The sequence below is a fragment of the Streptosporangium sp. NPDC049644 genome (assembly GCF_040675205.1).
In the GTDB taxonomy this organism is placed as follows: domain Bacteria; phylum Actinomycetota; class Actinomycetes; order Streptosporangiales; family Streptosporangiaceae; genus Streptosporangium; species Streptosporangium fukuiense.
This window is the reverse complement of the sequence record NZ_JBFAOJ010000006.1, coordinates 120,006-145,451: the sequence shown is the minus strand read 5'-3', so window position 1 is coordinate 145,451 and position 25,446 is coordinate 120,006. Positions and strand designations below refer to the sequence as shown.

Here is a 25,446-nt window from a genome sequence, read left to right as displayed (position 1 = left end):
GTGTCATGCGGGCGCCTGGCCGGCGAAGCGGCGCAGGGCCGATTCGACCCCGAGCGCCACCCGCTCCCCCTCGTCGGCCGCGGCGAGGCGCCCCACGAGTTCCTTGGTGGCCCGCACCGCCCCGTCCGGATGACCGGAGAGCAGGCCGGCGACCCGCACCGTCTCCTCGTCGTGGTCCGAGGCCGGGACGACCGAGGTCACCAGCCCGTCCGCCATCGCCCGGCGCGCGCCGAACCGCTCCCCGGTCACCGCCCACTCCAGCGCCGCGCGGCGCGTCATGACGGAGAGCAGTTCCGGGAGCACGGTGGCGGGGGGCATGCCGAGTCTGATCTCGGGGAGCCCGAAACGGCTGTCGTCCGCCGCTATCACCAGGTCGCAGCGGGTCAGCAGGGCGCAGCCGAATCCGAGCACCAGGCCCGCCGGAGCGGCCACGGTCACCTGCGGCAGCGCGCTGATCGCCGCGAGCAGCCGTCGGCCATGCCGGAAGAACGACGCCAGCGCCTCGGGGGCGGCACCGGCCAGCCGCTCGAAGTCGGTGACGTCCCATCCGGCGCAGAACGGCCGGCCGGCGGCCCGGAGTACCACGACACCGATCTCCGGCCGGGGCGCCAGCCATTCGAGGGCGGCGACCAGTTCGTCACAGACCTCCTGTCCGATGGCGTTGCGCCGCTCGGGCCGGGACCAGGTCACCGTCGCCACCGGGCCGTCGACCACCGACACGACGAACCGGCCCTCGGGCCGGCTCTCGGGCCGGTCCTCGGGCGCGGTCGAGGCGTTCATGCCTGGGACGAGGCGGGCAGGAACGCCTCGCCCCGGTCGTTCTCCAGCGCGAAGTGACATCGCGCGTGGTCACCCCCCGGGACCTCGACCCACGGGACCTGGCCGGTCGTGCAGATCTGCTCGGCGCGGGGGCAGCGCGGGGCGAATCGGCATCCCGTCCAGTCCTCGGTGATCCTGGGAGCGGCCCCGTCGATCGCCTTGATCTCGCCGCCGTCCCAGCTCGGGATGGCCGCCAGCAGGGCCCGGGTGTAGGGGTGCCGGGGACGGTGGACGACGTCCTTCGCCGTGCCCATCTCCACGATCTGACCGGCGTACATCACCGCTATCCGGTCGCAGATCTCGCTCGCCAGCATGAGGTCGTGGGTCACGAACACCGTGCCCATCCCGGACCCGGCCGTCAGCGAGCCGAGCAGGTCGACGACCTCCGCCTGGGTGGTCACATCCAGCGCCGAGGTGCACTCGTCGGTGATCAGCACCTCCGGCTCGGTGACCACCGCGAGTGCGATGGCGATCCGCTGGCGCATTCCCCCGGAGAGCTGATGGGGGAAGGAGTCGAGCACCCGATCCACCTCGGTGAAGCCCATCCGGCTGATCACATGAGCGATCCGCGCGTCCCGCTCCTCGGCGGAGAGCTTCGGCAGGTGGGTGCGGACCACCTCACGGAGCTGGCGCCGTACCCTCATCAGGGGGTTGAGCGAGGACGACGCCCCCTGGAAGACCATTCCGACATGACGTCCGCGGACCCTGTCGACGTTCTGCCTTCCCGGCGCCTGGACCTGCTCGCCCAGCACGACGACCTCGCCTGAGGCCACCGAGACATTGCGGTCCAGCAAGCCCAGGACGCTCCGCACCGTGGTGGTCTTGCCGCTGCCCGACTCCCCGATGAGACCGAGGATCTCTCCTCCTTCGAGGGTCAGGTCCACGGCGTCCACCAGCACCTGCGTGCCCCGGGCGGTCGCCGCCTCAATGGTGAGATTACGGAGTTCGAGCACCGTACCCATGTCAGTACCTCCGCTTCTTCGGGTCGAGCCAGGAGCGCATGGCGTCACCGAGCAGGTTCACCAGCAGTACGACGATCGTGATCGCCAGGCCGGGGAAGGCCGCGACCCACCAGGCGTGCGAGAGCTGGTCACGCCCGTCCGCGAGCATCGCACCCCAGCTGATCTGCGGTGACACCACACCGAGTCCCAGGAAGCTGAGCGCGCTCTCCGCCAGGATCACCGTTCCTATCTGCAGGGTGGTGAGGACGAGAACGGTGCCGGCGAGATTGGGCAGCATGTGCCTGAGCAGGATCCGCAGGGTCGGCACACCGGCGCAGCGCAGGCCGAGTACGAACGGACGCTCCCGTAGCGACAGCGTCTCGGCGCGGACCACCCGGGCGTACTGCGCCCAGCCGATCAGAGCCAGTACGAGGATCAGCACGGCGAGAGAACGTCCGCGGCTGGCGATGATCGCGATGGCCAGCAGGATGAACGGCAGGGCGAGCTGCGCCTCGACGAACCGGGAGATCACCGCGTCGGCCGCTCCCCGGTAGAACCCGCTCACCAGTCCGGCCAGCGTGCCGGGGATGGCCCCGGCCAGCATGCCGACGATCGCGATGACGAAGGTGAGCTGGCCGCCATGGACGATCCGGGACAGGACGTCACGCCCTAGGTGATCGGTGCCCAGCGGGTGCGACCAGTTGCCGCCGTCCATCCAGACCGGTGGCTGGAGCGCGTCTCCGAGCGTCTGCAGTGCCGGGTCCGGCAGCGGCAGCAGCGGTGCGGCGAGGCAGATGAGACCGATCACCGCCAACGGCAGCCCGAAGGCCAGCACCGAGCCGGTACCGCGGGCCCGCACCGCCGGGGGCTTCCGCACCGGCCGCGGGGACTTCTGGATCGTGTTGATCGTGGTCATGCGACACCGTCCCGAATTCGCGGGTCCAGGACGCCGTAGAGGAGGTCGACGATCAGGTTCACGACCACGAACACCGCGGCTCCAAAGACCACGATCGCCTGGATCAGGGAGAAGTCCCTCGTCTGAACCGCCTGGGTGGCAAGGGTGCCGAGTCCGGGCCAGGCGAAGACGAACTCGACCGTGATCGCCCCGGAGAGCAGGGTTCCCGCCTGAAGGGCGATGATCGTGATCACCGGGAGCGAGGCGTTCTGGAGGGCGTGGATCAGCACGATCCGCCAGCGGGGGATGCCACGGGCCTGGGCCGCGGAGAGAAACGCCTCGCCCAGTACCTCGGACATGCTCGATCTGGTGAGACGCGCGATCTGTGCCATCGGTAACGTGGACAGTGTCACGGCGGGCAGGATCAGCGAGCTGAACCCGGTGGACTGCCCGGCGGGCAGCCAGCCGAGGCCCACCGCGAACAGCAGGATCAGCATCAGGCCGAGCCAGAACAGCGGGATCGACTGGCCTGCCAGCGCCACGGCCGAGGCCAGCCGGTCCGCCAGCCGGCCCTCCCGCAGCGCGGCCCAGATGCCCAGGGGCACGCCGAAGAGCACGGCGATGAACATCGCGGCCGCCGCCAGCTGGATCGACGCCGGCAGCCGGCTCTGGATGAGCTCCAGGTTGCTGGATCCGTATCGGAGCGAGTCGCCCAGGTTCCCGGTCACTAGGTCCCCCAGAAAGTGGAGGTACTGGACGGAGAGCGGCCGGTCGAGACCAAGCTGGGCGTTGAGCTGGGCGACCTGCTCGGCGCTGGCGAGATCACCGAGCATCTCCCTCACCGGGTTGCCGGTACCACGGGCGAGGAAGAAGGCGACGGACACCGCGATGATCAGGGTGGCGATACCCTGCACCGCCTTGCCCGCGAGGAACCTAATCACGTCGGCCTCTCAAAGGACGGGGGTGGGAGATCGATGACCGTCACCGGGGATCGAGTCGTCTGACACATGGGCCTGCTCCGCCGGGCTCGCCGTCTGCCTGCCGGGAATCGCCGCCAGTAGCCTGCGGGTGTACTCGTGCGCGGGACGGTCGAAGACCTCCGCGGTGACTCCGTGCTCGACGACCTGGCCGCGCAGCATCACGTGCACCTGGTCGCAGACGGCGCGCACCACGGCGAGATCGTGACTGATGAACAGGATCGCCAGTCCCTCGGTGCGGCGCAGTTCCAGGAGCAGCCGGAGGATCTGCGCCTGGACCGACACGTCGAGAGCCGACGTCGGTTCGTCGGCGAGCAGCAGGCTCGGGCGGAGCAGCAGGGCGCGGGCGATCGAGACTCGCTGCGCCTGGCCACCGCTCATCTGATGGGGCAGCCTGTCGAGCAGGTCGGCGGTCAACCCGACCTTGGCGAGCAGTTCCTCGTCCGTCACCCAGGCGGTCCGCTCGGAATGGATGCCGCGTAGCTCCCGCAGCCCACGACGCACGCTCTGGCGGGGGTCGAGAGAGCCGTGGGGATCCTGCAGGATCACCTGGATCTCAGCCCTGGCGCTCCGCGAGAACCGCTTGCCGACCTCGGTGCCGGAGACCGTGACCTTACCGGTGGAGATCTTCCCCAGACCGGCGACGGCCATCGCCAGCGAGGTCTTTCCCGATCCCGACTCACCGACGACTCCGACGATCTCGCCGGCGCCGACGCCGAGTGAGACGTCGTCGACCGCGACGACGGGATGGCCTCTGCGGCCCCGAGCGCGGTGCACGACGGACAGGCGGTCGACGTCGAGTACGCGTCGTTCCTCAGTCATCCGGACCTCCCTTGACGGACAGCGCCTGTGACAGAAAACGGTTCTCCGAAGAGGTGAGAACCCGACGGTGAGCGCGGGCACCGACTTCCGACGGCCTCCCGACGGACATGGAATCGCCACTCCGGCTCAGGTCGGTGATCTCAAACTCACGGTATGGATAACGGCCGGTCGGTATGTTCACCGTAGTGAAGTCGATCTGGACGGTCAAGACATTTCTTATACAAGAAGGCATATGTCCCATCAATCACTTATCTATCAGTCGATCGTGGGACGAATTCGTACAGTGAATCGTCCGCGGCCGGACACCGGGACGGGAGTTCGCCGATCTCTTTCAGCGGTCACCTCCCGGTTGGGCGCGGTGGCCGGATCCACCCTCGACGGCTTGCCAGAAGTGTGGAGATTCATGGCGAGAGGTTCCGGCCGGTCGCCGCTACGCGCCGAGGGTCCTCCACCGTTTCGGCGGAGAACCCCCGGCGCCCCGAATCAGCTGTCAAGCGTGACGTCGTACATCGAGGGGACCGCGTCGAGAGCGGACTTGAACCCCTTGACCTTGTCGGTCATGCCGTAGGAGATCACCTGGTCGTAGAGCACCGCGTTGCAGGCGTCCTCGTCCAGCACCTTCTTCTCGACCCGGTCGTAGACCTGGTCACTCGCCTCCTGCTCCTTCGCCGAGAGCGCCTCCGCGGTGAGAGCGTCGTAGCCCCCCGGGTCGGTGCAGTACTTCACCGCCGCGTTCTTCCCGGTGAAGAAGGCGATGAACGAGTCCGGGTGAGCGAAGACCGGGAAGTTCTGCACCATGTACATCGAGTAGTTCCCGGTGTTGCGCTCCTTGCGGAGCGCGGCGTTCTCCATCGGGACCTGCTCGACCTGGAAGCCCACCGCCTCCAGCATCGCCGAGACCGCCTCGCCGACCTGCTTGTCCTTCGGGTAGAAACCCGTCGTGTACAGGTACCGGAGCTTGGGCGTCCCGCCACTGGCGCTGACCAGTTCCTTCGCCCTGGCCTGGTCGTACTTCTGGTAGCCGATCTCCGGCTTCTCCGGAAGCAGGTCGCCGATGAAGTAGGGCGACTTCCGTGCCCCGACGTCTCCGAAGAGCGTCTTGACGATGGCGTCGTAGTCGATCGCCGCCTGCACCGCCTTCCGAAGGTTCGGATCCTTCAGCGTGCCGTCATTCGAGTTCATGCTGAGCGCCATCTTGTAGAGGGACGGCGCGGAGAGGACATTGGTGCCGGGCGCGCTGTCGACCTCCTCGATGAGCTCGTTCGGGAGATCGGAGACCAGGTCGGCGCCGCCGCTCTGCAGCAGTGCGGCACGGGTGGACGCGTCCGCGGCCCACGAGTAGGTGATCCCCTCCAGCTTGGGCGCCCCCTGCCAGTAACCCTTGAACGCCTTGACCGAGAACTTCTGGCCGGCCTGGAGCGAATCGAACTCGAAGGGGCCGGTGCCGACCGGCTTGTTCCCGAAATTGTCCCCGGTCACCTCCGCGTAGTACTTCGGCGGCAGGCCCATCGCGGTGGTCAGCACCTTCGGCATCGCGATGTAGGGAACGTTCGTCGTCACCAGCAGGGAGCCGTCCGACTCGGCCTTCACGTCCGTGACTCGCACGTAGTACGGGGCGAAACCGCTTTTCGGCTCGTCCCGATACTTCTCGATGGTGAAAGCGGCCGCTGTAGCGTTCCACTCCTCGCCATTGTGGAACTTCACCCCCTCCCGGACCTTGAATCGCCACTCGGTCGGCGAGACCCGTTCCCAGGAGGTGAGCAGGCCGGAGTCGTTCGGCTCCAGCGTCTCCTTGTCGAAACCGACCAACGGGTCGAATACCGGACCCACGATGCGCAGGGTGCTGTAGAGCGCGAGCGCCGGGTTGAAGGTGGCCGGCTCCGCCGGGAGCACCACTCTCAGCGGATGCGCGCCGGAGGCGGAACCGCCGGCCGCCTGACCGGAACTGGTCCCCGCTGAACTCGAACACGCGGTCAACGTGATGACCGCCATGGACAGGACTGACAGTAGACGTACCTGCCGTGTACAACGCCGAAGAGATCGCATGGCGCTCCTGAAGAACGACTCGCTGGGGGAGAGAAGGACGTGTGCGTCTGCCGCGTGATCCGCGGAGACGTTGGGTCGCGGAGCGTTCTCCACTACGCGACTTCAGTTCCAACCGGTCGGGATGTAACCGTAGCCGCGTGATCTAGATCATGTCAACGACAAGGGATCGTTACCCACCGTTAACGTCGCTGGAAGAATGAGCCGGTGTACGGCCCGGGGCGTAAAGCCGCCGCGACCTGGCCGTCACCGGAGAATCGCCGGAGACCTCCGGCCGAAGGTGCGGGCGTCCGGTCCGGTCGAGCGCGCTCAGCCGCATCGGCTGAGCGCGCCTGACACCACGGGCCCGGTGGGCCGGATCTCATCTGGCGAGTTCGACGGCGGACACTCAGGGGGTGGGGGTCGGGGGCGGGGTGTCCGTCACCGTGGGAGTCGGCTCCGCCGTGGGCACGGCCGGGGTCTCCGTAGGCGTCGTCGGAGCGTCCGTCGGTACCGTCGGGGCGTCCGTGGGCGTCGGGAGTGGCGGAGCGGTCGGGGTCTCGACGGGCGGGGTGGGGCAGGGGGTGGGGTTGGGGGTGCGCCACCTGCCGTCCGGCCGCCACTGCCGGGGGAGCCACCAGCTGTCACCGCGCCAGAACCTCTTACTGGGCCGCGACAGGTCGAAGACGTAGGCGGCGGTCGCCGTCTCGCCCTGGGTCGTGGCGGTCACCGACACCCAGTCGCCCTGCCTGACCACATTGCCCCGCCGGCCCGCGAGGGTCCGGGTGGAGTCGTTGATCGCGTACGCCCTCTCGAAGCCGTCCTGGCTCCTCACCGTGATCGAGTTCTCCGCCAGGGCGATCGCCTCCCCGGTCTGGGCGAACACCGTGAAGCCGCAGCCGTCCTCCGCGGGCAGGACGAACTCGCCGTGCAGCGCGCCGGGGAATGCGATCAGGGGCACCTGCGGCACCGTGGTGGCGGTGGGCGTGGGAGTCGGCGTCTCCGCCCCTGTCGGTGAGCCCGTCGGGGACGCGGTAGGGGACACCGTCGGGGACGCCGTCGGGAGCACTGTCGGGGACACCGTCGGGGATTCCGTCGGGGATTCCGTCGGGACGGGCGCTGGTGCTGCCGCCGACGCCGCGGACACGCCGACGCCGCCCGAGGCCGCCAGCACGACGGCGGTGGCGAAGACCAGCGGACGCGAAATGCGCCGTTGTGGTCCGCCCGCTCCGCTCGACAGGGCTTCGTTGGGCCTTTCAGGGTTTGTTAGCGTCACCTTGTCCTCCATCTGGCTTGATCTGGAACCAGCGGCGGCGTCCAAGGGGTGCTTCCGCCTGCCGCCGAGACCGAGGACCACTGCCCGGTCGTGATCCTCCGTCGATGGACGCGGGGAAGACTGCCCGCTTCTATCCCGCCCATGCCGACAAAACAGCCACTCAGTGCCTGAATCCGGATATCCCGCCAGGTCGCCACGGCATTTCGCGGATCAAACAAATCGGCCGTGACCGCGCCTCGCCGGAAGGCGTCGCAGAGGCCCTCGCCGGGGAATCCTCGCATACCACCCCAAACCATGACTCTCCCCCGGCCCCCGAGCGCGGACGTAGCACGGAGACGCGCCGACTTTCCCCACGTAGGATATATTTCGGTTGTTAGCTAACAAGGGAACAATCTGTGAATCGGGTCTACGAGGCACTCGCGCATCCGACTCGCCGCCAGATTCTCGCGCTGCTCCGGCAGTGCGACCGGTCGGCGGGCGAGATCGCCGACCATTTCGACATTTCCAAACCCACCCTGTCCGGCCACCTCCGCCTGCTCCGCGAGGCCGGTCTGGTCTACGGCGAGCGCAGAGGAACCTCGATCATCTACCACCTGCACGTGTCCCTGCTGGAGGAGTCCCTGGGCGCGCTGCTCGATCTGTTCAAGATCGGAGACGCCAGGCCACCCGATCCCGTCCAGCCCTCATCGCCCCCCCGCCACGACCACGAATGAGAGGGACATCGATGACCGAGAACATCGCCGACGGCAGGACCGTAAACCCGCGTCCCGGGCTGATCGGCAGCGCCGTCGCACTGCTCGTCTCGGCGGGCGTCTCGATCTGGGGTTGGACACAGATTCCCGACGACGCCCTGCTGCCGGTGCACTGGGGTCCTTCAGGAGAGGCCGACCGGTTCGGCGGCAAGACCGAGGTCCTGGCCACACTTCCGCTGATCATGCTTGGGCTCTGCGTGCTGTTCGTCGTGCTGCCGCGTCTGCTCCCCCGCCGGCGGCACCTGGCGAGTTCGGCCCACACCTACACCGCTTCCTGGCTCGGCGCACTCGCCCTGCTGGCCGGCATCCACCTGGTCAGCGTCGTCAACGCCACGGGCGGCGAGATCCCCGTCGTCCGGATCATCACCGCCGGGGTGGGGGCGCTCTTCCTGGTGCTGGGCAACTACCTGCCCAAGACCCGCAGCAACTGGGCCGTGGGAGTGCGCACTCCCTGGACGATGCAGAGCGAGCGCTCCTGGCGACTCACCCACCGGCTGGCAGGCCGGCTTTTCGCCGGTCTCGGCGTGGTCCTGCTCGTCATCGCGTTCCTGCTCCCGCTCCCCGCACTGTTCCCGGTCGTGCTCGTCGGGGCGGCCGTCGCGAGCCTGGTCCCGCTGACCTACTCGTGGTGGGTCTGGCGTGCCGAGCAGGGCGGATCGGCGGACACCGGAAGGTAGGGACGGCAGGGGCCGGTCAGGCGTAGGCGGCGACCATGCCGACGACGACACCGGCGAGCGAGACCGCGGTGAACACGGAGCCGAAGACGACCGCGGCACGCCTGCCCCGCCGCACCTTGAAGACGTAGAGGAGCACGTACGGCAGGAAGGCGAACACCCCGACACCGAGGAACGGCATGGTCAGCGCGGCCAGGATGCCCGAGGTGCCGGTCGCTACGGCACGGTCGCCCTCGGGGGTGAGCTGTGCCCGCCTGACGTCACCGGCCGTGGAGTCGGGCGAGGCGTCGACCGGGATCGCGGCGCCGCCGCCGTCGGGCGCGAAGCTGCCCTTGCAGTCGTAGCGGCCCCTGCCCAACTCCTCGCACGAGACGACCGTGAGGGTGCCGGGAGTGCCGATGGAGCCGGTCGCGAGCTTGAGGCCGGAGACCGCGAACACGAAGGGCGACACTCCCAGCCCCACCCAGAGGAGGAGCAGGATCGCCATGCCGACCCGCCCCGGTGTGCGGCCGGGACCGGGGGTCGGCACCGGCTGGAAGGCGTTCACCACGTCGTCGAATGCGTTGCTCATGCGAACAGGCTGGGGCATGCCACTTGCGAACTACCTGCTCATGACTTGTAGAGGATGCTCATGGTTCGCGCACTTTGTCGTGATAGGCGATGGCATTGGCGTGGCGCGCGGCATCCGGTACGCGCGCGTACCGGCTCTCACGACTCGCGCCGGGACGCCCTCTCCTCCGCCTCCTCGGCGTCGAGCTTCTCCGCCTCCTCGGGAGTGGGAGCGGTGCCCCCGAGGTGGCGGGGCTGCCACCAGACGCCCTTCGGGATCTCCGGATAGTTCCGCTGCGCCTGGTCGAGCATCTCGCTCATCCGCCCGCGCAGGTCGGCGGTGACGGCGTCGTAGTCGTCGCCGCGCTGGGGGTGCATGGGCTCACCGACCTGGATCGTGATCGGCACGTGCCGCTGCAACAGCTTCTTGGGGTGGCCCTTGGTCCACAGCCGCTGGGTGCCCCACAGCGAGACCGGAATCATCGGCACCTTGGCGCCGACGGCCATCCGGACCGCGCCGTTCTTGATCTCCTTGATCGTGAAGGATCGGCTGATCGTGGCCTCGGCGAACACGCCGACGACCTCCCCGTCCCTGAGCGCCTTCAGCGCCGCGCCGAACGCGGCGGCACCCGCCGCGCGGTCGACCGGGATGTGGTGCATGCCGCGCATCAGCGGGCCGGAGATCCTGTGGTCGAAGACCTCCTTCTTCGCCATGAAGCGCACCAGGCGCTTCGAGGGGCGCGCGGCCAGACCGGCGAAGATGAAGTCGAGATAGCTGATGTGGTTGCTGACCAGCACGGCTCCACCGGTCCGCGGGATGCGCTCGGCCCCCTCGATGCGAATCTTGAGGTCCAGCGCGCGGAACAGGGTCAACGCCGCCCCGATGACCGGGGGGTACACGATCTCAGCCATGGCTGAACCGTACCTCAGCCGCTCCCCCCTCCCACACCCGCGAGGAGAGGGAGGCGGCTCAGTGTCCCCGGAACGCCTCCTCCAGCCACCACGAACCCCGCGCGCGGCTGACGTGGGCGTGGATCAGCAGGGGCCGCTCCCTGGCTCCGTCCAGCCAGCGGGCCACCCCGGCGAGATCGGACCTGTCCCCCACCGTGACGGCCTCGCAGCCGAAGCCGCGGGCGATGGCGGCGATGTCCACGGGCGGGAAGGTCACCGTGTCCAGGGGGTGGCCGTCCGGCCCGAAGTGGTGCACCTCGGCGCCGTAGCCGTCGTCGTCGTACACGACGATCACCATCGGAAGACCGAGGCGCACGACGGTCTCCAGTTCGGCGACGCCCATCAGCGCGCCGCCGTCGCCCAGCGCGGCCACCGGGAGCCGGTCCGGCTGGGCCAGGGCGGCACCGATCGCGGTGGCCAGGCCGAGACCGACCGACTGGAACGCCTGCGTGAAGCAGAAGCCCCGCTCGTCGGGAACGTCGAGGAACATCGACGGATATCCCATGAAATTTCCGGAGTCGATGGAGAGGACGCGTTCCGCGGGGAGCAGGTCGTCCAGTTCGATCGTCAGCGTCCTGGGGTCGATGCGGCCGTCACCGCTCTCGTCGGTGTAGGGCACGTCCCGCCAGCGGTTCTCCCCGGCGATCCGGGTGGCCAGCGCCGCCGAACGGTAACCGGTTCTCGTGTCGTCGCCGAGCAGCCGGGTGGCCTCCCGCGCGACGCGGGCGACGTCACCCGTCACGCCGAGATGGACCGGGCGGTGGGCGCCGAGCGCGGCGGCCTCCAGGTCGACCTGGACGACCGTGGTGTCGCGGCCGATCAGCGTGCCGTGGCGCATCGTCCACATGTTGAGCGCGCACCCCCAGCCCACCAGCACGTCGGCGTCCCGGATGAGCTCGGCGGTGAGCGGCGAGGCGAAACCACCGCTGACGTCCAGATCCCACCGGCTGCCCCGGAAGAGTCCCCTGGCCACGGCGGAGGTGGCCAGCAGCGCTCCGGCCCGCTCGGCGAGCTCCTCAAGTTCGCGCCGCGCCTCGCGGGCACCACGCCCGGCCACGAAGACGGGACGACGTGCCGCCGCGAGGACCTCCGCCAGCCGGGCGACCTCCCCGGCCTCCGGTACGGCCATCGGAGCGTTCCCGTCCGGGACCCCCGTACCCGAGGCCCCCGGCACATCCGGAACGTGTCGCCCCTGGACCTCCAGCGGGAGGTTGAGCAGGACCGTGCGGCGGCCTTCACCCGCGACGCGGAACGCCTCGGCGGTGTCGTCGGCGGCGGTCTCCGCCGAGGAGATCCGCAGCGGGACGGCGCCCACCGCCTCCGCCAGCGCGGCCTGGTCGACGAAGAAGTTGGAGCGGGGCTCCGTCGCCTCTCCCGCCAGCACGATGAGCGGGGTACGGCTCTTGGCGGCCTCGGCGATGCCGGTCATCGCGTTGGTGAGCCCCGGCCCCTGGTGGACGCTGAGCACGGCGACCCTGCCGCTGAGACGCGCGTAGGCGTCGGCCATGGTCGCCGCGCCGCCCTCGTGGCGCGCGGCGACGTAACGCGCGCCGTGCGCGACCAGGGCGTTGGTCACGTGGAAGTTGCCGCTGCCCACCACCCCGAAGGCGACCTCCACGCCGAGCCGGGCCAAGGTCCGGCCCACCGCCTCCGCGACGTTCATCTCTCGACCAGTGCCAGCACCCGCAGCGGGCTGCCGGAGCCGCCCACGATAGGCAGCGGCGACGTGACGACCACCGCGCCGGTCACCGGGAGCCGGTCGAGGTTGCGCAGCTGGGTCAGCCCGTACTTTCCCGCGCCCAGCAGGAAGGAGTGACACGGGAAGGCCGGGTCGAAGCCGTGCGCGGCGCCGGCGTCCGTGCCCACGGTCTCCACGCCCAGTCCGGCGATCGAGGTCTCCTCGGCCAGCCAGCGGGCGCACTCGACCGAGACCCCTGGCGTGTGCGGGCCCGTCTCGTTCGCGTTCAGGAAGCGCTCCTGGTCCTGGGAGCGGGCGTCCCAGCCCGTGCGGTAGAGCAGCCATCCGCCTTCGGGCAACGGCCCGTTGGCCTCCTCCCACGCCTTGACGTGCGCGATCTCCAGCAGGAAGTCCGCGTCCCCGGCCGCCTCCGCGGCGAAGTCGAGGACCACGGCCGGGGCGATCAGCCGGTCGACCGGAACCTGCGAGACGTCCTCGCCGTCCTTCCCGGTGACCCAGTGCACGGGGGCGTCGAAATGGGTGCCGGTGTGCTCTCCCGTCACGATGTCGTTCCAGTACCAGGCGGGGCCGCGGTCGTCGTAGCGGCTGATCTCCTTGAGCGCGAACGGGACGGTGTTGCCGAACGGCTCGGGCAGTCGCAGGATCGGCGTCTCCGATGACAGCGGTGCCGTCAGGTCGACCACCTCGATCCCGCCGTTCCGGATGCTCTCCACCAGGTTCCGCAACACCGACATGACGCCTCCAACACGGGATGAGATCTGGGCAGATCTTCCTACAGCGCCACCGCCCGCCGCCACCTCCCCCGGCGCGTGACCTCGCCGCGGCCCACCGCGGGACCCCCCTCCGGGGAGACCAGGGCCGGTCGCGCGGCTTGCCGGGACTCCGTGAGGGTCCCGGCAAGCCGCGCGACCGGGATCCGCGTGAGGGACCGAGGTTCCCGCACCGGCGCTAGCGCGTGGCCAGCAGGCCCTCCAGGAGGCCGATGACCGCCTGGATCGGCGGGGGTGTGGTCCCGAACTCCACGTCGGTCCCGCTGACGGAGTCCATCACGGTGACCGAGTTGGGCGGCAGGCCCCAGCGCTCGCCGCCGTCGTGACCGACGCCGACCTCGATGCCGGCGAAGGTGACGTACTCCCAGTTCTTGAGGTCCCTCCTGAGTGCCTCGTGGCCTTGACCGGTCGCCCACTTGGCGACGGCCGCGAGGATGTCACCGAGGGTGTTCTCGCGTTCCTTCAGATCGCCGGACTGGAGTTCCTCGATCAGACGGTCCAGTTCGGCACGCTGGGCGAGAAGTGCCTTGATATCGCTCATGAGGGGCCTTTCGAAGAAGGTGAGGGTACCCGGATGACAGCGCTGGACTCGTCGGAACATCGTTCAAGCCGGAATCGGGCCGCCGCTCGGGCACCCCCGCCGCGATCCGCGCCCTGCCGAAGGCTCCACCGATCGCCGGAGAGGGCATTGCTGTCATGCGTCACATAATGGTGCCGCACCCACCCGCTCGCCGTCGATCCATCAAATATGGGCTTTTAGCAGTCCAAAAACACCAAGACGGAGCCATTCTCCGAAAACACGTCAGGGGACGGCGTCGTAGGCGTCGGCGGTGAGGCCGAGATACTCCTCGCGGCTCAGCGTCCGGGCCTCGAACCCGAGGCCGTGCCGCGCGGCGAAGCGGTGCGCGTCCTCCGGCGCCCAGGGGCCGGGCAGGTGACGGAGGATCCGCCCGCCACCGCCCGTCACGAAGAGTCCGGCCAGGTTCCCGTGGCGGTAGGTCATCAGGCCGGCCGCGCATCCCGCGTCCAGTCCGATCGGGATGTCGTCGGGAACCATCCGCGGGCCGAGCCAGACGCGCAGCGTACTCTTGCGCCAGACGGAGAGGTACGGTCCGCCGGGGGGCCCGAGCGCGCTGCCGCGCCGGATCCGCCGGCCGTGCCACGCCTGGCGCGCGGGGTTCAGGACGACGAGCAGGGGGGCGAAGAAGACCGCCAGCCACTTGGCGTCCAGGATGTCCAGCAGCGCCCTTCCCAACGCGGACAGCCCCCGCCACGCGAACCAGCCGCTCGCCGAGACGATGTAGGCCATCACGAACAAGCCCGCCACCCCGGCACAGACCGTGGCGACCGTCCTCGCCCTGGACGCCCTGGAGAGCGCCTGCCCGGTGAGACGCGCCCAGCCGGGAGCCCGCCTGCCCAGGGTGGCACGCACCGCCCTGGGCGGTGCGATCAGGGCGTCGCGCACGGGCACCCCCCTCCCCATCGCGAAGATGGCCACGTCCGGTGGCGTCCACTCGCCGGGCAGGTCGGCGAGCACCAGCCCGTCGGCGTCGAGCACGGCGAGACCGGTGAGGAGACGCGGCTCCTTCCTGCCCGAGTTCTTGCCCGAGACGAAGACGGCACGCTCGTACCGGTAGTGGTACAGGGCGGCGGGCGCGAGCCGCATCGAACGCCCGGAGATCGAATCCGTCGCGACCAGCGTCCGGTCGTCCCAGGTGAGGACGGTCGCCGGAGCGGGCGCGCCGTCCAGCGCCCCGCCGTACGGCCGAAGCTCGGTCGGCGCCTCTGCGCCGAGGCCGGCGGGAAGCCCTTCGTGCGCCGTGGTGTACCACTGCCGCGCCCGGTTTCCGAACGCGGCGCGCGCCTCCTGCTCCGTGGCGTACCGCCGGTACTCGGAGGCCAGCCCGGCAGCGGCGGCGAACGTCTGCACCTGGTGGCGGGACCTGAACCCCGGGGAGTCGAGCATGACCCTCCCGCTCTCGTCCAGGACCGCGAGACCGTAGACGATCCTGTCTCCGGAGGGGCGGCCGTACAGGACGAGCCGCGTCGCGCGTTCCCTGCCGCCGAGCGGCAGCCGCACACGGTATCGGCCGGAAACGTCGACGACCAGAGACCCGCGGTCGATCGACAACTCGCACCCTCCCCCGGTAAGCGCCGGCCTCGTGTCGATCGTCACCCCTCCTGCCCGCGAAATGAGTCCCTTTTCCCGGACATGACGAATAAAGTGAGCATAAAGTTCCGAAACCGGAGGCCCTGCCCTGGACGGCCCACAGGCGGCCCGGCGTTTCAAGAAAGCCGCCTCTACCTGCTCCGTATCGGTCGCGGGGCAACACCTCGCGAGACACACTCGTGGCCGCGCCCCTGCCCGAACGACCTCCGTGGATCCGGTCAAGGCGTTGAAGAGCGGGTTCACCGCGAGCAAGCGGAGTCGACAAGTTCGACTCGCCGAAAGCTGGAAACGCGGAGGAGCCCCCGCCGGTCCGAAGACCGGCGGGGCGTTCGCGTCGACGCAGGTTGCCCCGCAGAGTGTCAGCCGCCCAATGGTGTTTCGCGGGCGACTCACGTCACCTTGCGGGGCAGGGCACATCACGCCGAGATCCCCTGCGATCCGATGAGATCCAGCAGGGCTGGAAACCCCAGGTCAGCGGGGACTTAGCGGAGGTGTCCGCAGGTCGGAGAGCTACCCCTGCTACTTGTAGCGGAAGTAGACGAAGAGGCGGCCGTGGTTCTTGGCGTCCTTGTCGATGCGGTGGTAGAGGGCCTTGATCTCCTTCTGCTCCAGGAAGCGCAGGACCTTCTTCTTGAGCTGGCCCGAGCCCTTGCCGGGGATGATCTCGACCTCGGTGGCCTTCTTCCTGATGGCCTCGTCGATGATGCCCCGCAGTGCCTTGTCGATCTCCCCGCCCCGGTTGTAGATGGGGTGTAGATCAAGCTTGAGCTTCAACCGGGCCTCCCGCATGTCACCTGGGGTCAGTCTACGCACGGTGGACCGCCGCCCTCTTCCGCCGGCCACGAGCGCCCCGGGCCCGGGGAGCGGCCGGGCCACGGCTCCGCGATAACCAGAACACCCGGCGCAGTCTGCAATGAAAATTGACCAATTCCAATGATGATTGTGTCAATTTCACGATCTAGGCAAATAAATGGCTTCTAGTTAGGCTGCCAGTCATGATCGGCCGCCTTTACCGGTGGCCGATCGCGTGTCACCCGACGGGGAGGGTCACGGCCTTCCCCGGCATGCCCCGCCCCGGGCGCACGGACAGCCTCCCTCCCTGCCGCGTGAGCCGTTCATGCGTGCCGACAGGGAGGTCTCGTTGACCAGAAAGCCCTACTTACCGAGGATCAGACGCGCGGCTGTGCTCGCCGCCGGCCTCGGGCTCGTCGCGGCGATGGCGCCGCCCGCGAGTGCGGATCCCACCCCCACCCCCGCGCCGCCCGCCAAGTGGACGGCGACCCCCCTGACCGGGGGTGAGCCGGTCCAGGGCGCGAAGTCCCCCACCGGCAAGCTCGCCCGCAGTGACGAGGGGCTGCTGAAGTCGACCTCGGGCGCCACGGTCAACGTGATGGTCAAGCTCGACTACGACTCCTTCGCCGCCTATCAGGGCGGCCTCGAAGGGCTTCCCGCGACGAGCCCGGCCAAGACCGGAAAAGCTCTCGACATAAAGAGCGGCGACGCGAAGAAATACCAGAAGCACATCGAGGACGTCGAGAACACCTTCCTCGCCGAACTGGCCAGAAGCGTGCCGGGCGCCGTCGCGGGCCAGAAGCTGCGGACCGTCTACGGCGGCATCGCGCTGCGCATCCCCGCCAACAAGGCGGCCGCGGTGCTGAAGCTGCCCGGCGTGGCCGCCGTCCAGGAGGACAAGCCCGAGCAGCTGCTGACCGACTCCAGCCCCGAGTTCATCGGGGCACCCGCGATCTACAACAAGCTGGGCGGCAGCTCCTCCTCCGGTAAGGGCGTCGTCGTCGGCATCCTCGACTCCGGTGTCTGGCCCGAGCACCCCCAGTTCGCCGATCCGGGTACGCTGCCCGCCGTACCGGCGACCAAGGACGGCACCCCGCGCGTCTGCAACTTCGGCGACAACCCGCTGACCCCGGCGGCCGACCCGTTCGTCTGCAACCGGAAGCTCATCGGCGGCGCCCCGTTCCTCGACACCTACAACGCGGTCTACCCCGGCGAGTACTTCCCGACCAGCGCCCGCGACTCCAACGGTCACGGCACCCACACCGCGACCACCTCGGCGGGCGGTCCGGTCGCCGACGCCAACCCGCTCGGCATCAGCCGCGGCCCGATCCACGGCATCGCCCCGGCGGCGCACGTGTCGATCTACAAGGTCTGCGGCGTCGAGGGCTGCTTCCCCTCCGACTCCGCCCAGGCGGTCGGCCGGGCCATCCTCGACGGCGTCCGCGTGATCAACTTCTCGATCTCGGGCGGCACCTCCCCCTACAGCGACCCGGTGGAGCTGGCCTTCCTCGACGCCTACGCGGCCGGCGTGCTCGTCTCGGCCTCGGCGGGCAACGCGGGTCCCGGCGCGGCGACGGTCAACCACGTCGCCCCATGGGTGACCACGGTGGCGGCCTCCACCCAGCCCAGGACCTTCCAGTCGACGATCACGCTGTCCGGTTCCGGCGGCGCGACGGCCACGCTGACGGGCGCCTCCATCACGGGGGGCGTGCCCTCCGCGCTGCCGCTGGTACGGGCCTCGGCACCGCCGTACTCCAACGCGCTGTGCACCACGCCCGCGCCCCCGGGCCTGTTCTCCGGGAAGGTCGTCCTCTGTGAGCGCGGTCCCAACCGGGTCCTGAAGAGCTTCAACGTCAAACAGGGCGGCGCGGCCGGCATGATCCTGTACAACTCCAGCCCGCTCGACGTGATGACCGACAACCACTGGCTCCCCACGGTCCACATCGACAAGCCCGATACGGACGCGCTGCTGACGTTCCTGTCGGCCAACCCCGGCGCGACCGCCTCGTTCACCCAGGGCACCAAGGCCACCTGGCAGAGCGACAGGATCACCACGTTCTCCTCGCGCGGCCCCGGCGGCGACTTCCTCAAGCCTGACGTCACCGCCCCCGGCCTGCACATCGTGGCCGGGCAGACGCCGGTGCTGGAGGGTCCGGCCGGTGGCCCGCCGAACAACCTGTACCAGGTCATCGCGGGCACCTCGATGTCGTCGCCGCACGTCGCGGGCTCCGCGGCCCTGGTGTTCGCGCTGCACCCGGACTGGACTCCCGGCCAGGTGAAGTCCGCGCTGGAGACGACCGCCAAGACCTCGGTCACCAAGCAGGACGGCGTCACCCCGGCCGACCCGTTCGACACCGGCGGCGGGCGCATCGACCTGACCAAGGCCGGCGACCCCGGCCTGACCCTGGACGAGACGGGCGCGAACTTCCTGGCCGCGGCCGACGACCCGCTGAACCGCATCGACCTGAACCTGCCGTCGGTGAACGCCCCGATCATGCCGGGTCTCATCACCGCCAAGCGGACGGTCACCAACGTCACGGACAAGACGCTCACCTTCGCCGCCACCGGCACGACCGTGGCCGGTGCCAACATCTCGGTGCTACCGCCACTGTTCACCGTGAAGGCGGGCAAGACCGCCAAGTTCAGCGTGGTGATCACCGCGCCCGACCTGCCCGAGGGGCAGTACTTCGGCCAGGTGAACCTCAAGCAGGTGGGCGGCTCACGCAACCTGCACCTGCCGGTCGCGTTCGTCCGCAAGCAGGGCGCCGTCCCGGTGGAGCAGACCTGCGCCCCGGCCACCATCCCGCGTAACACCGGCGAGTCCACCTGCACCGTCAGCGTGCGGAACGACACGCTCCAGGACGCCGAGGTCACCGCGGTCAGCACGCTGGACGCCAAGCTGCGCCTGAACTCGGTGACCGGCGCCACCAAGGTCGGTTCCCAGATCGCGACGGCGAAGACCACCCTCGCGGCCAGGCAGCCGGACCGGCCGGGCATCGCCCCGGGCACCGGGCCGGCCCCGTACCTGCCGCTCGACGCCTTCGGCATCGCACCGGTACCGATCGGCGACGAGCAGGCGATCAACTTCACCGTCCCCGCGTTCCAGTACGCGGGCAGGACCTACACCAGGATCGGCATCGTCTCCAACGGCTACACCGTCGCCGGAGGGAGCTCGGGGTCGACGGACATCTCGTTCGAACCGCAGACCCTGCCCGACCCCTCGACCCCGAACAACGTGCTCGCCCCCTACTGGACCGACCTGGACGGCACCGGCGCGCCGGGCGTCTACGCCGGGACGCTGACCGACGGCGTCAGCGACTGGCTCGTCATCGAGTGGCGGGTCAACCTCTACGGCACGACCGACACCAAGGTGTTCCAGCAGTGGATCGGGCTGAACGGGACCGAGGACATCACCTACACCTACGACCCGGGCAACCTGCCCGGCGCTCCCCCGGCGGGCTACGGCCTGACCGTGGGGGCCGAGAACGGTGACGGCACCGCGGGCGGCCAGATCACCGGCCCGCCGACCGAGGACCTCCGGGTGACCAGCACGCCCGGCGCTCCGGGTGGCAGCCTGACCTACACGATGAAGATCAAGGGTGTCAGCGCCGGGACCGGGAAGGTGACGACGGGAACGTCGACACCGCAGGTCAAGGGCGTGACCATCGAGGTGGACAAGATAGTCGTCCAGTAGCGGGAGGGGATATCGGACCGATGAGCCCGGCGCGACGCGCCGGGCCCATCGGGTCTTCGGGGGAACTTCGGGGAACGGGCACTCAGCGGTGGAGGTAGTCGACCAGGTACGCCTTCTCCGTCTCCAGCGCCTCGATGGAGCTCTTGACCACGTCGCCGATGCTCACGATCCCGGCCAGCCGGCCGGCGTCGACGACCGGCACGTGCCGGATGCGGTGCGTGGTCATGGTCTGGCGAAGGTCGTCGACGTCGGTGTCCGGGGGGCAGGTGCGGACCTCGGTCGTCATGATGGACGACACCGTGTCCTCCAGCACGCGCGCGCCCCGGTCGTACAGCCGTCGCACCACGTCGCGCTCGGAGACGATGCCCTCGATGGAGGAGCCGTCCTCGGACACCACCACGGCGCCGATGTTCCTCTCGGCCAGGATGGCCAGGAGTTCCGTGACCGTCGCATCGGGGCGTACGGTCGCCACCTCTGTTCCCTTGCCTTGCAGAATCGTACCGATCAGCATTGACACCACCTCGGTTCAGCCTGGCGCGGGTATCCCTTTCCTCTGCCCAATCGGCTCTCACGCTAAGCCACCAAGTCGGCAAAACGTGTGACCGTCATGTAACGGGCAGCAGCCGGACCGCGTCGAGGGCCAGGGTGAGCTCGACGATGTCGAGCGGGCGCGCCAGGGAACGGCCGGTGAGCTGCTCGATGCGGCGGATGCGGTTGAAGACCGTGTTGCGGTGGCAGTACAGCTGCCCCGCGGCGCGCATGGCCGAGCCCTCGCAGCGCAGCCACGCCTGCAGGGTGCCGAGGAGCACGTCCCTGTCCGCCTGGTCGAGGGCGAGGATGGGCCGCAGCACAGCTCCGCTGAGGTGACCCGCGAGCTCGGGCTGGCTGACCACCAGGGCGGCGGGCAGCCTGTCCTCCAACCTGGCGATCTCCGGGCCGTCGCCCACGCACGTCCGCAGCGCGAGCTCGGCGAGCCGCCTGGCGCGGCCCAGTTCGGCCAGTCCCTCGACGATCGGGCTGATCCCGGCGCAGCCGGTGACGTGCGGGCGCAGTTCCTCGGCCAGGTGTTCCATGTCCGCGTCGTGCAGCAGCACCACCGACACCTCGTAGTCGGGGCGCATCCGCCACAGCAACCGCATCGCACCCAGGGCGGTCGGCCGCGGCGCGTCGTCCCCGTGGTCGTGGCGGCCCGGCAACCTGGTGATGACGACGGCGTACCGGCCCAGTTCGGGCAGGTCCAGCGCGGCGGCGGCACTGCGGACCAGGGCGGCGTCCGCCCGGTCCTCCAGGAGCGCGTCGAGCAGGGCCTGGACCCGCTCGGCTGTGCGGCCGAACATCTCGGCCTCCCGTCTTCGGTAGGCCTCGGCGGCGGCGATCGCCTGCCTGTCGATGGCGTGCCACACCTTCGTGGCACTGCGGATCAGGACCGGCAGGCTGTCGGACTCCTCCTCGGTGACCACGTCGATGAGGCCGTCCCACATCACCTGCGCGGAGAGCCGGTAGCTGCGCAGCAGGGAGTCCATGGGCAGACCCTGCTCCGCCCTGCGCCGGGCGGTCTTCTCCGCCTGCGGCAGGTCACGCCGCTCGGGGCGGGGCAGCAGGATGGCGCCGATGCCGTCCCGCATCGCCTCGTAGACGCTCTGCCAGTGGTCGTCGGTGGGCACCATCCTGCGGTACGCCTCGTCGGTGTCCCGGATCTTCGCGACGAGCTCGTCGGTGAGCTCGGGAAGTCTCAGCAGCAGCCGGCGGGCCGCCAGGCGCATGATCCTGCGTACTTCGTCGTCCGTAACCGGCCGGGTCCCCATCTGGGAATCGTGTCAGCAAGTCCCGCAGTGGAACAAGGTTCTGTTCTGTTTCGTGATCCGGCGTTGTACTGGCGCACAACCGTGCCCCGTCCGCCATGGGCGCCCGCCCCGACTTCACCCGGCCCTCTGGACGCCGGTGAACCGCCTCGGTTGGGTGCGTTCATCGGCTGTACAGGAGGAACACATGGACGTGCACGACCCTCGCCCGCCCGGGGACTCCGGGCTGGTCGTCAGGGATCTGGCGGTGGGTTACGGCCCGGTCCTGGCCCTGCGGGGTGTCTCGCTGGACGTCCCTCGCGGTTCGGTCGTCGCGGTGCTCGGCGGCAACGGCGCGGGGAAGTCCACCCTGCTGCGCGCCATATCGGGCACCCTCAGGTTCCACCGGGGCGGGATCACCGCGGGCGAGGTCGCCTTCGGCGGGACGCGGCTCTCCGGCGCCACCACCTCCGCCGTCGTGGCCGGCGGCGTCGTTCAGGTACCCGAGGGCCGCCGGGTCTTCGCGCGGATGACCGTGGAGGAGAACCTGCGGGCCGGCGCCCTCGGCGCGTCCGGCCGGCGGGCGGCGGCCGAGGCGAGGGAGCGGGTGCTCACGCTCTTCCCCGTGCTCGCCGAGCGCGCCGGGCAGCGCGCGGGACTGCTGTCCGGGGGCGAGCAGCAGATGCTCGCCATCGGCCGCGCGCTGATGGCCAGGCCGAGGATGCTCCTGCTCGACGAACCCACCCTCGGCCTGGCGCCGATGATGGCCTCCCGGATCGCCGACACCGTTCGCGAGATCAACGCCGGGGGGACCACGGTGCTCCTGGTGGAGCAGAACGCCGCCATGGCCCTGTCCCTGGCCTCGCACGCCTACGTGCTGGAGGTCGGCGAGGTGGTCCTGTCGGGACCGGCCGCCGAACTCGCCGCGAGCGACGAGGTGCGCCGCCGCTACCTGGGCATCGAGGACGCACCCGAGGACGCGCCCGCGGCCGCGGCCGGCGCCCGTCCCGTGCTGGCCAGGTGGTCCGGGTGAGCGACACGAACACCGCCGTTCCCCGGCTCGACGTGCGCGAGGTGACGGTGCGCTTCGCCGGGCTCACCGCGCTGGACGCGGTCGGCTTCACCGTCGAGCCCGGCAGCGTGCACGCTGTGATCGGGCCCAACGGGGCGGGCAAGTCGACCTGCTTCAACGTCCTGTCGGGCGTCTACCGGGCCACCTCGGGCAGCGTGCGGTTCGGCGACGCGGAGCTGACCGCCCTGGCCCCGCACCGCATCGCCGCCCTGGGCGTGGCGCGCACCTTCCAGAACATCGCGCTGTCGCCGATGCTGTCGGTCCGGGACAACCTGATGCTCGGCCGCCACCGGCTGACCCGCGCCGGGTTCCTCTCCGCCGGGCTGCGACTGCCGTCGGCCCGGCGCGAGGCAGCCGCGCACGGCGAGCGGGTGACCGAGATCGCCGCGTTCGTCGGGCTCTCCGAGCACCTGGCCACACCCGTCGGACTCCTGTCGTACGGCGTGCAGAAGCGCGTGGAACTGGCCCGGGCACTGTGCATGGAGCCGCTGCTGCTGCTGCTGGACGAGCCGGTCGCCGGTATGAACGGGGGCGAGCGCCGCGACATGGCCGAACTGATCGTCGCGGTACGGGAAAGCCTCGGCATCTCGATCCTGCTGGTCGAGCACGACATGGGGATGGTCATGCGGCTCGCCGACGCGGTGACGGTCCTGGACTTCGGCAGGCGCATCGCGGACGGCCCGCCCGGCGAGGTGCAGAACGACCCCGAGGTCATCCGCGCCTACCTGGGCGCGGCGGCCGAGAGCACGACCGCGAGCGGGACCGAGGAGGTCACCTCATGATCACCTTTCTCGAACTCCTGGTGAACGGCATCTCCGTCGGAGCGGTGTACGCGCTGATCGCCCTGGGCTTCGTGATCATCTTCAAGGCGACCGAGGTGGTGAACTTCGCCCACGCCTCGCTGCTGCTGGTCGGCGGATTCGTGGTCGCGAGGCTGCACCCGCTGATCGGCTTCTGGACCGCGCTGCTGCTGGGCATCGCCGGTGCGGCGGTCGTGGGCGCCCTGATCGAATTCCTGATCATCCGCAGGGCGAACGTCATCTCGCACAGTGTCCTCGCGATCGTGACGATCGGTGTCGACATCGTGCTGACCACCGAGCTCACCAGGCAGATCGGCACCGACGTGCTCGCCCTGGGCGACCCGTGGCGCGACCGGGTGCTGCACCTGGGAGGCGTCAGCATCGCCGAGACCCGGCTCGTCGCGCTGGCCGTCGCCGCGGTCCTGATCTCCGCGTTCCTGCTGGCGTTCAAGTACACGAACTGGGGCATCGCCATGCGCGCCACCGCGGAGGACACCGAGACCGCCGCGCTGATGGGCGTGCGGCGCGGGCGGATCTCAATGGGGGCCTGGGCGGTCGCGGGGGCGCTCGCCGCCGTCGCCGCGCTCTTCCTGTGCGTCTTCCCCACACCGGGGCTGGATCGCAGCACCACCTTCGCGGCGATGAAGGCGTTCCCCGCGGCGATCCTCGGCGGCCTCGACTCCACCACCGGGGCACTGGCCGGCGGGCTGATCATCGGTGTCACCGAGGCGATGATGAGCGGCTACCAGAACGACCTGGTCTTCCTCGGCCGGGGTATCGGCGACGTCGCGCCGTTCCTGGTGATGATCGTGGTCCTGCTCATCCGCCCCGCGGGGCTGTTCGGGACGAGGGAGCTGGCACGTGTCTAAGAAGGTCATCCTCTCCTGTGTCGTGCTGGTCGCGGCGGCGGTCGCCGTACCGTTCTACCTGGAGGGCTTCTGGCTGCAGGCCGGACTCTTCGCGATGTCGGCGGCGATCGGGGCGATCGGTCTCAACCTGCTGACCGGTGCCACCGGCCAGCTCTCCATGGGCCACGCGTTCTTCCTCGCGGTCGGCGCGTACGCCTACGTCTACTTCGCCGCCGAACCGGAGGGCGGCGCGCACGCCCTCGGCGGCCTCGGCCTGCCCACGCCGGTCGCGGCACTGCTCGCGGTGCTCGCCGCGGGCGTCGCGGGCGGGGTGTTCAGCCCCATCGCGGGACGCCTGAAGGGCGCGTACCTCGGCATCGCCACCCTCGCGCTGATCTTCGTCGGCCAGCACGTGCTGTTCAACGCCGAACCTGTGACGGGCGGCTACAACGGGCGGGCGGTGCCGCCGATGGAGCTGTTCGGATTCGTGTTCGCCGACTCCCCCGAACTGGTGATCGCCCAGGTGCCGTTCGGGTCGCTGGAGCGCCTGTGGTTCCTCGGGCTGGCCGCGCTGACCTGCGCGGCGCTGTTCGCCCGCGGGGTGCTGCGCGGCCGGCCGGGACGGGCCATGAACACCATCCGCGACCACGAGATCGCGGCCGGGGTGATGGGCGTGCCGGTGGCCCGCTACCGCGCCGGGGTGTTCGTGCTGTCGTCGATGTACGGAGGGCTGGCCGGGGTCCTGGTCGCGCTGGTCTTCCAGCGCACCGTGCCCGACTACTTCGGCCTGCTGCTCTCCCTCGACTACCTGGCGATGATCATCATCGGCGGCCTCGGCTCCGTCGCGGGCGCGGTGATCGGCGCGTTCTTCATCTCCCTGCTCCCCCAGCTGCTCAGCCGCTACAGCGACGCCCTGCCGCTGGTGGCCGAGCCCGGATCGGGCGGGGTCTCACCCGCCGAGGCGTCCCGCATCCTGTACGGCGCCGCCGTCGTCGTCATCGTCCTCTTCCTGCCCGGCGGGCTGCTCGGCCTCGCCAGGCGCCTGCGCCTCGCCGTGGCCCGGCGGCTCACCCCGGCCCCCGCGACGAGGAAGACCCCGCTCTCCCCCTCTCCCACCCCCTCCCCCGACACAAGGAACTGAC

The 25,446-nt window shown here is 70.0% G+C and carries 23 protein-coding genes; 7 read left to right on the top strand and 16 right to left on the bottom strand.

The genetic code is table 11. The features are described 5' to 3' along the window. Positions 1 to 3 precede the first annotated feature (3 nt). The 7 genes from AB0J58_RS05360 to AB0J58_RS05330 all read right to left on the bottom strand — a co-directional run bounded on the left by AB0J58_RS05360 (position 4) and on the right by AB0J58_RS05330 (position 7,437). Positions 4 to 780, bottom strand: coding sequence for an enoyl-CoA hydratase/isomerase family protein (locus tag AB0J58_RS05360; protein ID WP_364210549.1), 777 nt, complete (start codon positions 778 to 780; stop codon positions 4 to 6). Continuing rightward, positions 777 to 1,781 (bottom strand): ABC transporter ATP-binding protein, encoded by a 1,005-nt coding sequence (locus AB0J58_RS05355; RefSeq protein WP_364210546.1) that lies wholly within the window; start codon positions 1,779 to 1,781, stop codon positions 777 to 779. The genes AB0J58_RS05360 and AB0J58_RS05355 overlap by 4 nt, the downstream gene beginning before the upstream one ends. 1 nt (position 1,782) lies before the next feature. After that, positions 1,783 to 2,676 carry an ABC transporter permease gene (locus AB0J58_RS05350; protein WP_343963798.1) on the bottom strand — a complete coding sequence of 298 codons (894 nt, stop codon included), beginning with the start codon at positions 2,674 to 2,676 and terminating at the stop codon, positions 1,783 to 1,785. Then, positions 2,673 to 3,596, bottom strand: a complete 924-nt coding sequence (locus AB0J58_RS05345; protein WP_343963796.1) for an ABC transporter permease — start codon at positions 3,594 to 3,596, stop codon at positions 2,673 to 2,675. Before AB0J58_RS05345 ends, AB0J58_RS05350 begins: the two co-directional genes overlap by 4 nt. Before the next feature lie 9 nt (positions 3,597 to 3,605). Further along, positions 3,606 to 4,454, bottom strand: coding sequence for an ATP-binding cassette domain-containing protein (locus AB0J58_RS05340; RefSeq protein ID WP_364210543.1), 849 nt, complete (start codon positions 4,452 to 4,454; stop codon positions 3,606 to 3,608). A 483-nt stretch (positions 4,455 to 4,937) separates the two neighbouring features. Next, positions 4,938 to 6,347: an ABC transporter substrate-binding protein gene (locus AB0J58_RS05335; protein WP_364210540.1), complete on the bottom strand. Its 1,410-nt coding sequence runs from the start codon at positions 6,345 to 6,347 to the stop codon at positions 4,938 to 4,940. A gap of 538 nt (positions 6,348 to 6,885) precedes the next feature. Then, positions 6,886 to 7,437, bottom strand: a complete 552-nt coding sequence (locus tag AB0J58_RS05330) for a hypothetical protein (RefSeq protein ID WP_364210537.1) — start codon at positions 7,435 to 7,437, stop codon at positions 6,886 to 6,888. Positions 7,438 to 8,147: 710 nt separating this feature from the next. Between AB0J58_RS05330 and AB0J58_RS05325 the strand changes: the two genes are divergently transcribed. Together AB0J58_RS05325 and AB0J58_RS05320 are read left to right on the top strand one after the other, a co-directional pair. Continuing rightward, complete coding sequence (locus AB0J58_RS05325; protein WP_355549267.1) at positions 8,148 to 8,465, top strand: autorepressor SdpR family transcription factor; 318 nt, start codon at positions 8,148 to 8,150, stop codon at positions 8,463 to 8,465. Positions 8,466 to 8,476: 11 nt separating this feature from the next. Further along, positions 8,477 to 9,181 carry an SdpI family protein gene (locus AB0J58_RS05320; RefSeq protein WP_364210534.1) on the top strand — a complete coding sequence of 235 codons (705 nt, stop codon included), beginning with the start codon at positions 8,477 to 8,479 and terminating at the stop codon, positions 9,179 to 9,181. Between the two features lie 16 nt (positions 9,182 to 9,197). Here the strand turns inward: AB0J58_RS05320 and AB0J58_RS05315 are convergent, their stop codons facing one another. The 7 genes from AB0J58_RS05315 to AB0J58_RS05285 form a co-directional block, all read right to left on the bottom strand. Continuing rightward, a complete protein-coding gene (locus AB0J58_RS05315) occupies positions 9,198 to 9,749 on the bottom strand; it encodes a hypothetical protein (RefSeq protein ID WP_364210531.1) in 552 nt (183 codons plus the stop codon). Positions 9,750 to 9,886: 137 nt separating this feature from the next. Further along, positions 9,887 to 10,639, bottom strand: coding sequence for a lysophospholipid acyltransferase family protein (locus AB0J58_RS05310; RefSeq protein WP_364210528.1), 753 nt, complete (start codon positions 10,637 to 10,639; stop codon positions 9,887 to 9,889). 58 nt (positions 10,640 to 10,697) lie between these two features. Next, a complete protein-coding gene (locus tag AB0J58_RS05305) occupies positions 10,698 to 12,341 on the bottom strand; it encodes a thiamine pyrophosphate-binding protein (RefSeq protein WP_364210525.1) in 1,644 nt (547 codons plus the stop codon). Next, on the bottom strand, positions 12,338 to 13,111 hold the full coding sequence (locus AB0J58_RS05300; protein WP_343963778.1) for a cyclase family protein: 774 nt from the start codon (positions 13,109 to 13,111) through the stop codon (positions 12,338 to 12,340). The genes AB0J58_RS05305 and AB0J58_RS05300 overlap by 4 nt, the downstream gene beginning before the upstream one ends. A 214-nt stretch (positions 13,112 to 13,325) precedes the next feature. Beyond that, positions 13,326 to 13,688: a hypothetical protein gene (locus AB0J58_RS05295; RefSeq protein ID WP_343963775.1), complete on the bottom strand. Its 363-nt coding sequence runs from the start codon at positions 13,686 to 13,688 to the stop codon at positions 13,326 to 13,328. A gap of 261 nt (positions 13,689 to 13,949) precedes the next feature. Beyond that, a complete protein-coding gene (locus AB0J58_RS05290; RefSeq protein ID WP_364210522.1) occupies positions 13,950 to 15,278 on the bottom strand; it encodes a hypothetical protein in 1,329 nt (442 codons plus the stop codon). 558 nt (positions 15,279 to 15,836) lie between these two features. After that, entirely contained in the window at positions 15,837 to 16,091 is a 255-nt protein-coding gene (locus AB0J58_RS05285; RefSeq protein ID WP_030919034.1) for a Smr/MutS family protein, read from the bottom strand. 367 nt (positions 16,092 to 16,458) lie between these two features. On the opposite strand from AB0J58_RS05285, the gene AB0J58_RS05280 reads away from it, so the two are divergent. After that, complete coding sequence (locus AB0J58_RS05280) at positions 16,459 to 19,803, top strand: S8 family serine peptidase (protein WP_364210519.1); 3,345 nt, start codon at positions 16,459 to 16,461, stop codon at positions 19,801 to 19,803. Between the two features lie 82 nt (positions 19,804 to 19,885). Here AB0J58_RS05280 and AB0J58_RS05275 read toward each other — a convergent pair whose 3' ends face one another. Both AB0J58_RS05275 and AB0J58_RS05270 read right to left on the bottom strand, forming a co-directional pair. After that, on the bottom strand, positions 19,886 to 20,314 hold the full coding sequence (locus AB0J58_RS05275; RefSeq protein ID WP_364210517.1) for a CBS domain-containing protein: 429 nt from the start codon (positions 20,312 to 20,314) through the stop codon (positions 19,886 to 19,888). Positions 20,315 to 20,408: 94 nt separating this feature from the next. Continuing rightward, positions 20,409 to 21,608 carry a helix-turn-helix domain-containing protein gene (locus AB0J58_RS05270; protein WP_364149710.1) on the bottom strand — a complete coding sequence of 400 codons (1,200 nt, stop codon included), beginning with the start codon at positions 21,606 to 21,608 and terminating at the stop codon, positions 20,409 to 20,411. 184 nt (positions 21,609 to 21,792) lie between these two features. Here AB0J58_RS05270 and AB0J58_RS05265 point away from each other — a divergent pair, with 184 nt between their 5' ends. The 4 genes from AB0J58_RS05265 to AB0J58_RS05250 are packed head-to-tail and all read left to right on the top strand — an operon-like array spanning position 21,793 to position 25,445. Beyond that, complete coding sequence (locus tag AB0J58_RS05265) at positions 21,793 to 22,617, top strand: ABC transporter ATP-binding protein (RefSeq protein WP_364210514.1); 825 nt, start codon at positions 21,793 to 21,795, stop codon at positions 22,615 to 22,617. Then, positions 22,614 to 23,438: an ABC transporter ATP-binding protein gene (locus tag AB0J58_RS05260; RefSeq protein ID WP_343963764.1), complete on the top strand. Its 825-nt coding sequence runs from the start codon at positions 22,614 to 22,616 to the stop codon at positions 23,436 to 23,438. Before AB0J58_RS05265 ends, AB0J58_RS05260 begins: the two co-directional genes overlap by 4 nt. Then, positions 23,435 to 24,325 (top strand): branched-chain amino acid ABC transporter permease, encoded by an 891-nt coding sequence (locus AB0J58_RS05255; protein ID WP_343963762.1) that lies wholly within the window; start codon positions 23,435 to 23,437, stop codon positions 24,323 to 24,325. Before AB0J58_RS05260 ends, AB0J58_RS05255 begins: the two co-directional genes overlap by 4 nt. Continuing rightward, positions 24,318 to 25,445, top strand: a complete 1,128-nt coding sequence (locus AB0J58_RS05250) for a branched-chain amino acid ABC transporter permease (protein WP_364210511.1) — start codon at positions 24,318 to 24,320, stop codon at positions 25,443 to 25,445. Before AB0J58_RS05255 ends, AB0J58_RS05250 begins: the two co-directional genes overlap by 8 nt. Position 25,446: the final 1 nt, after the last annotated feature.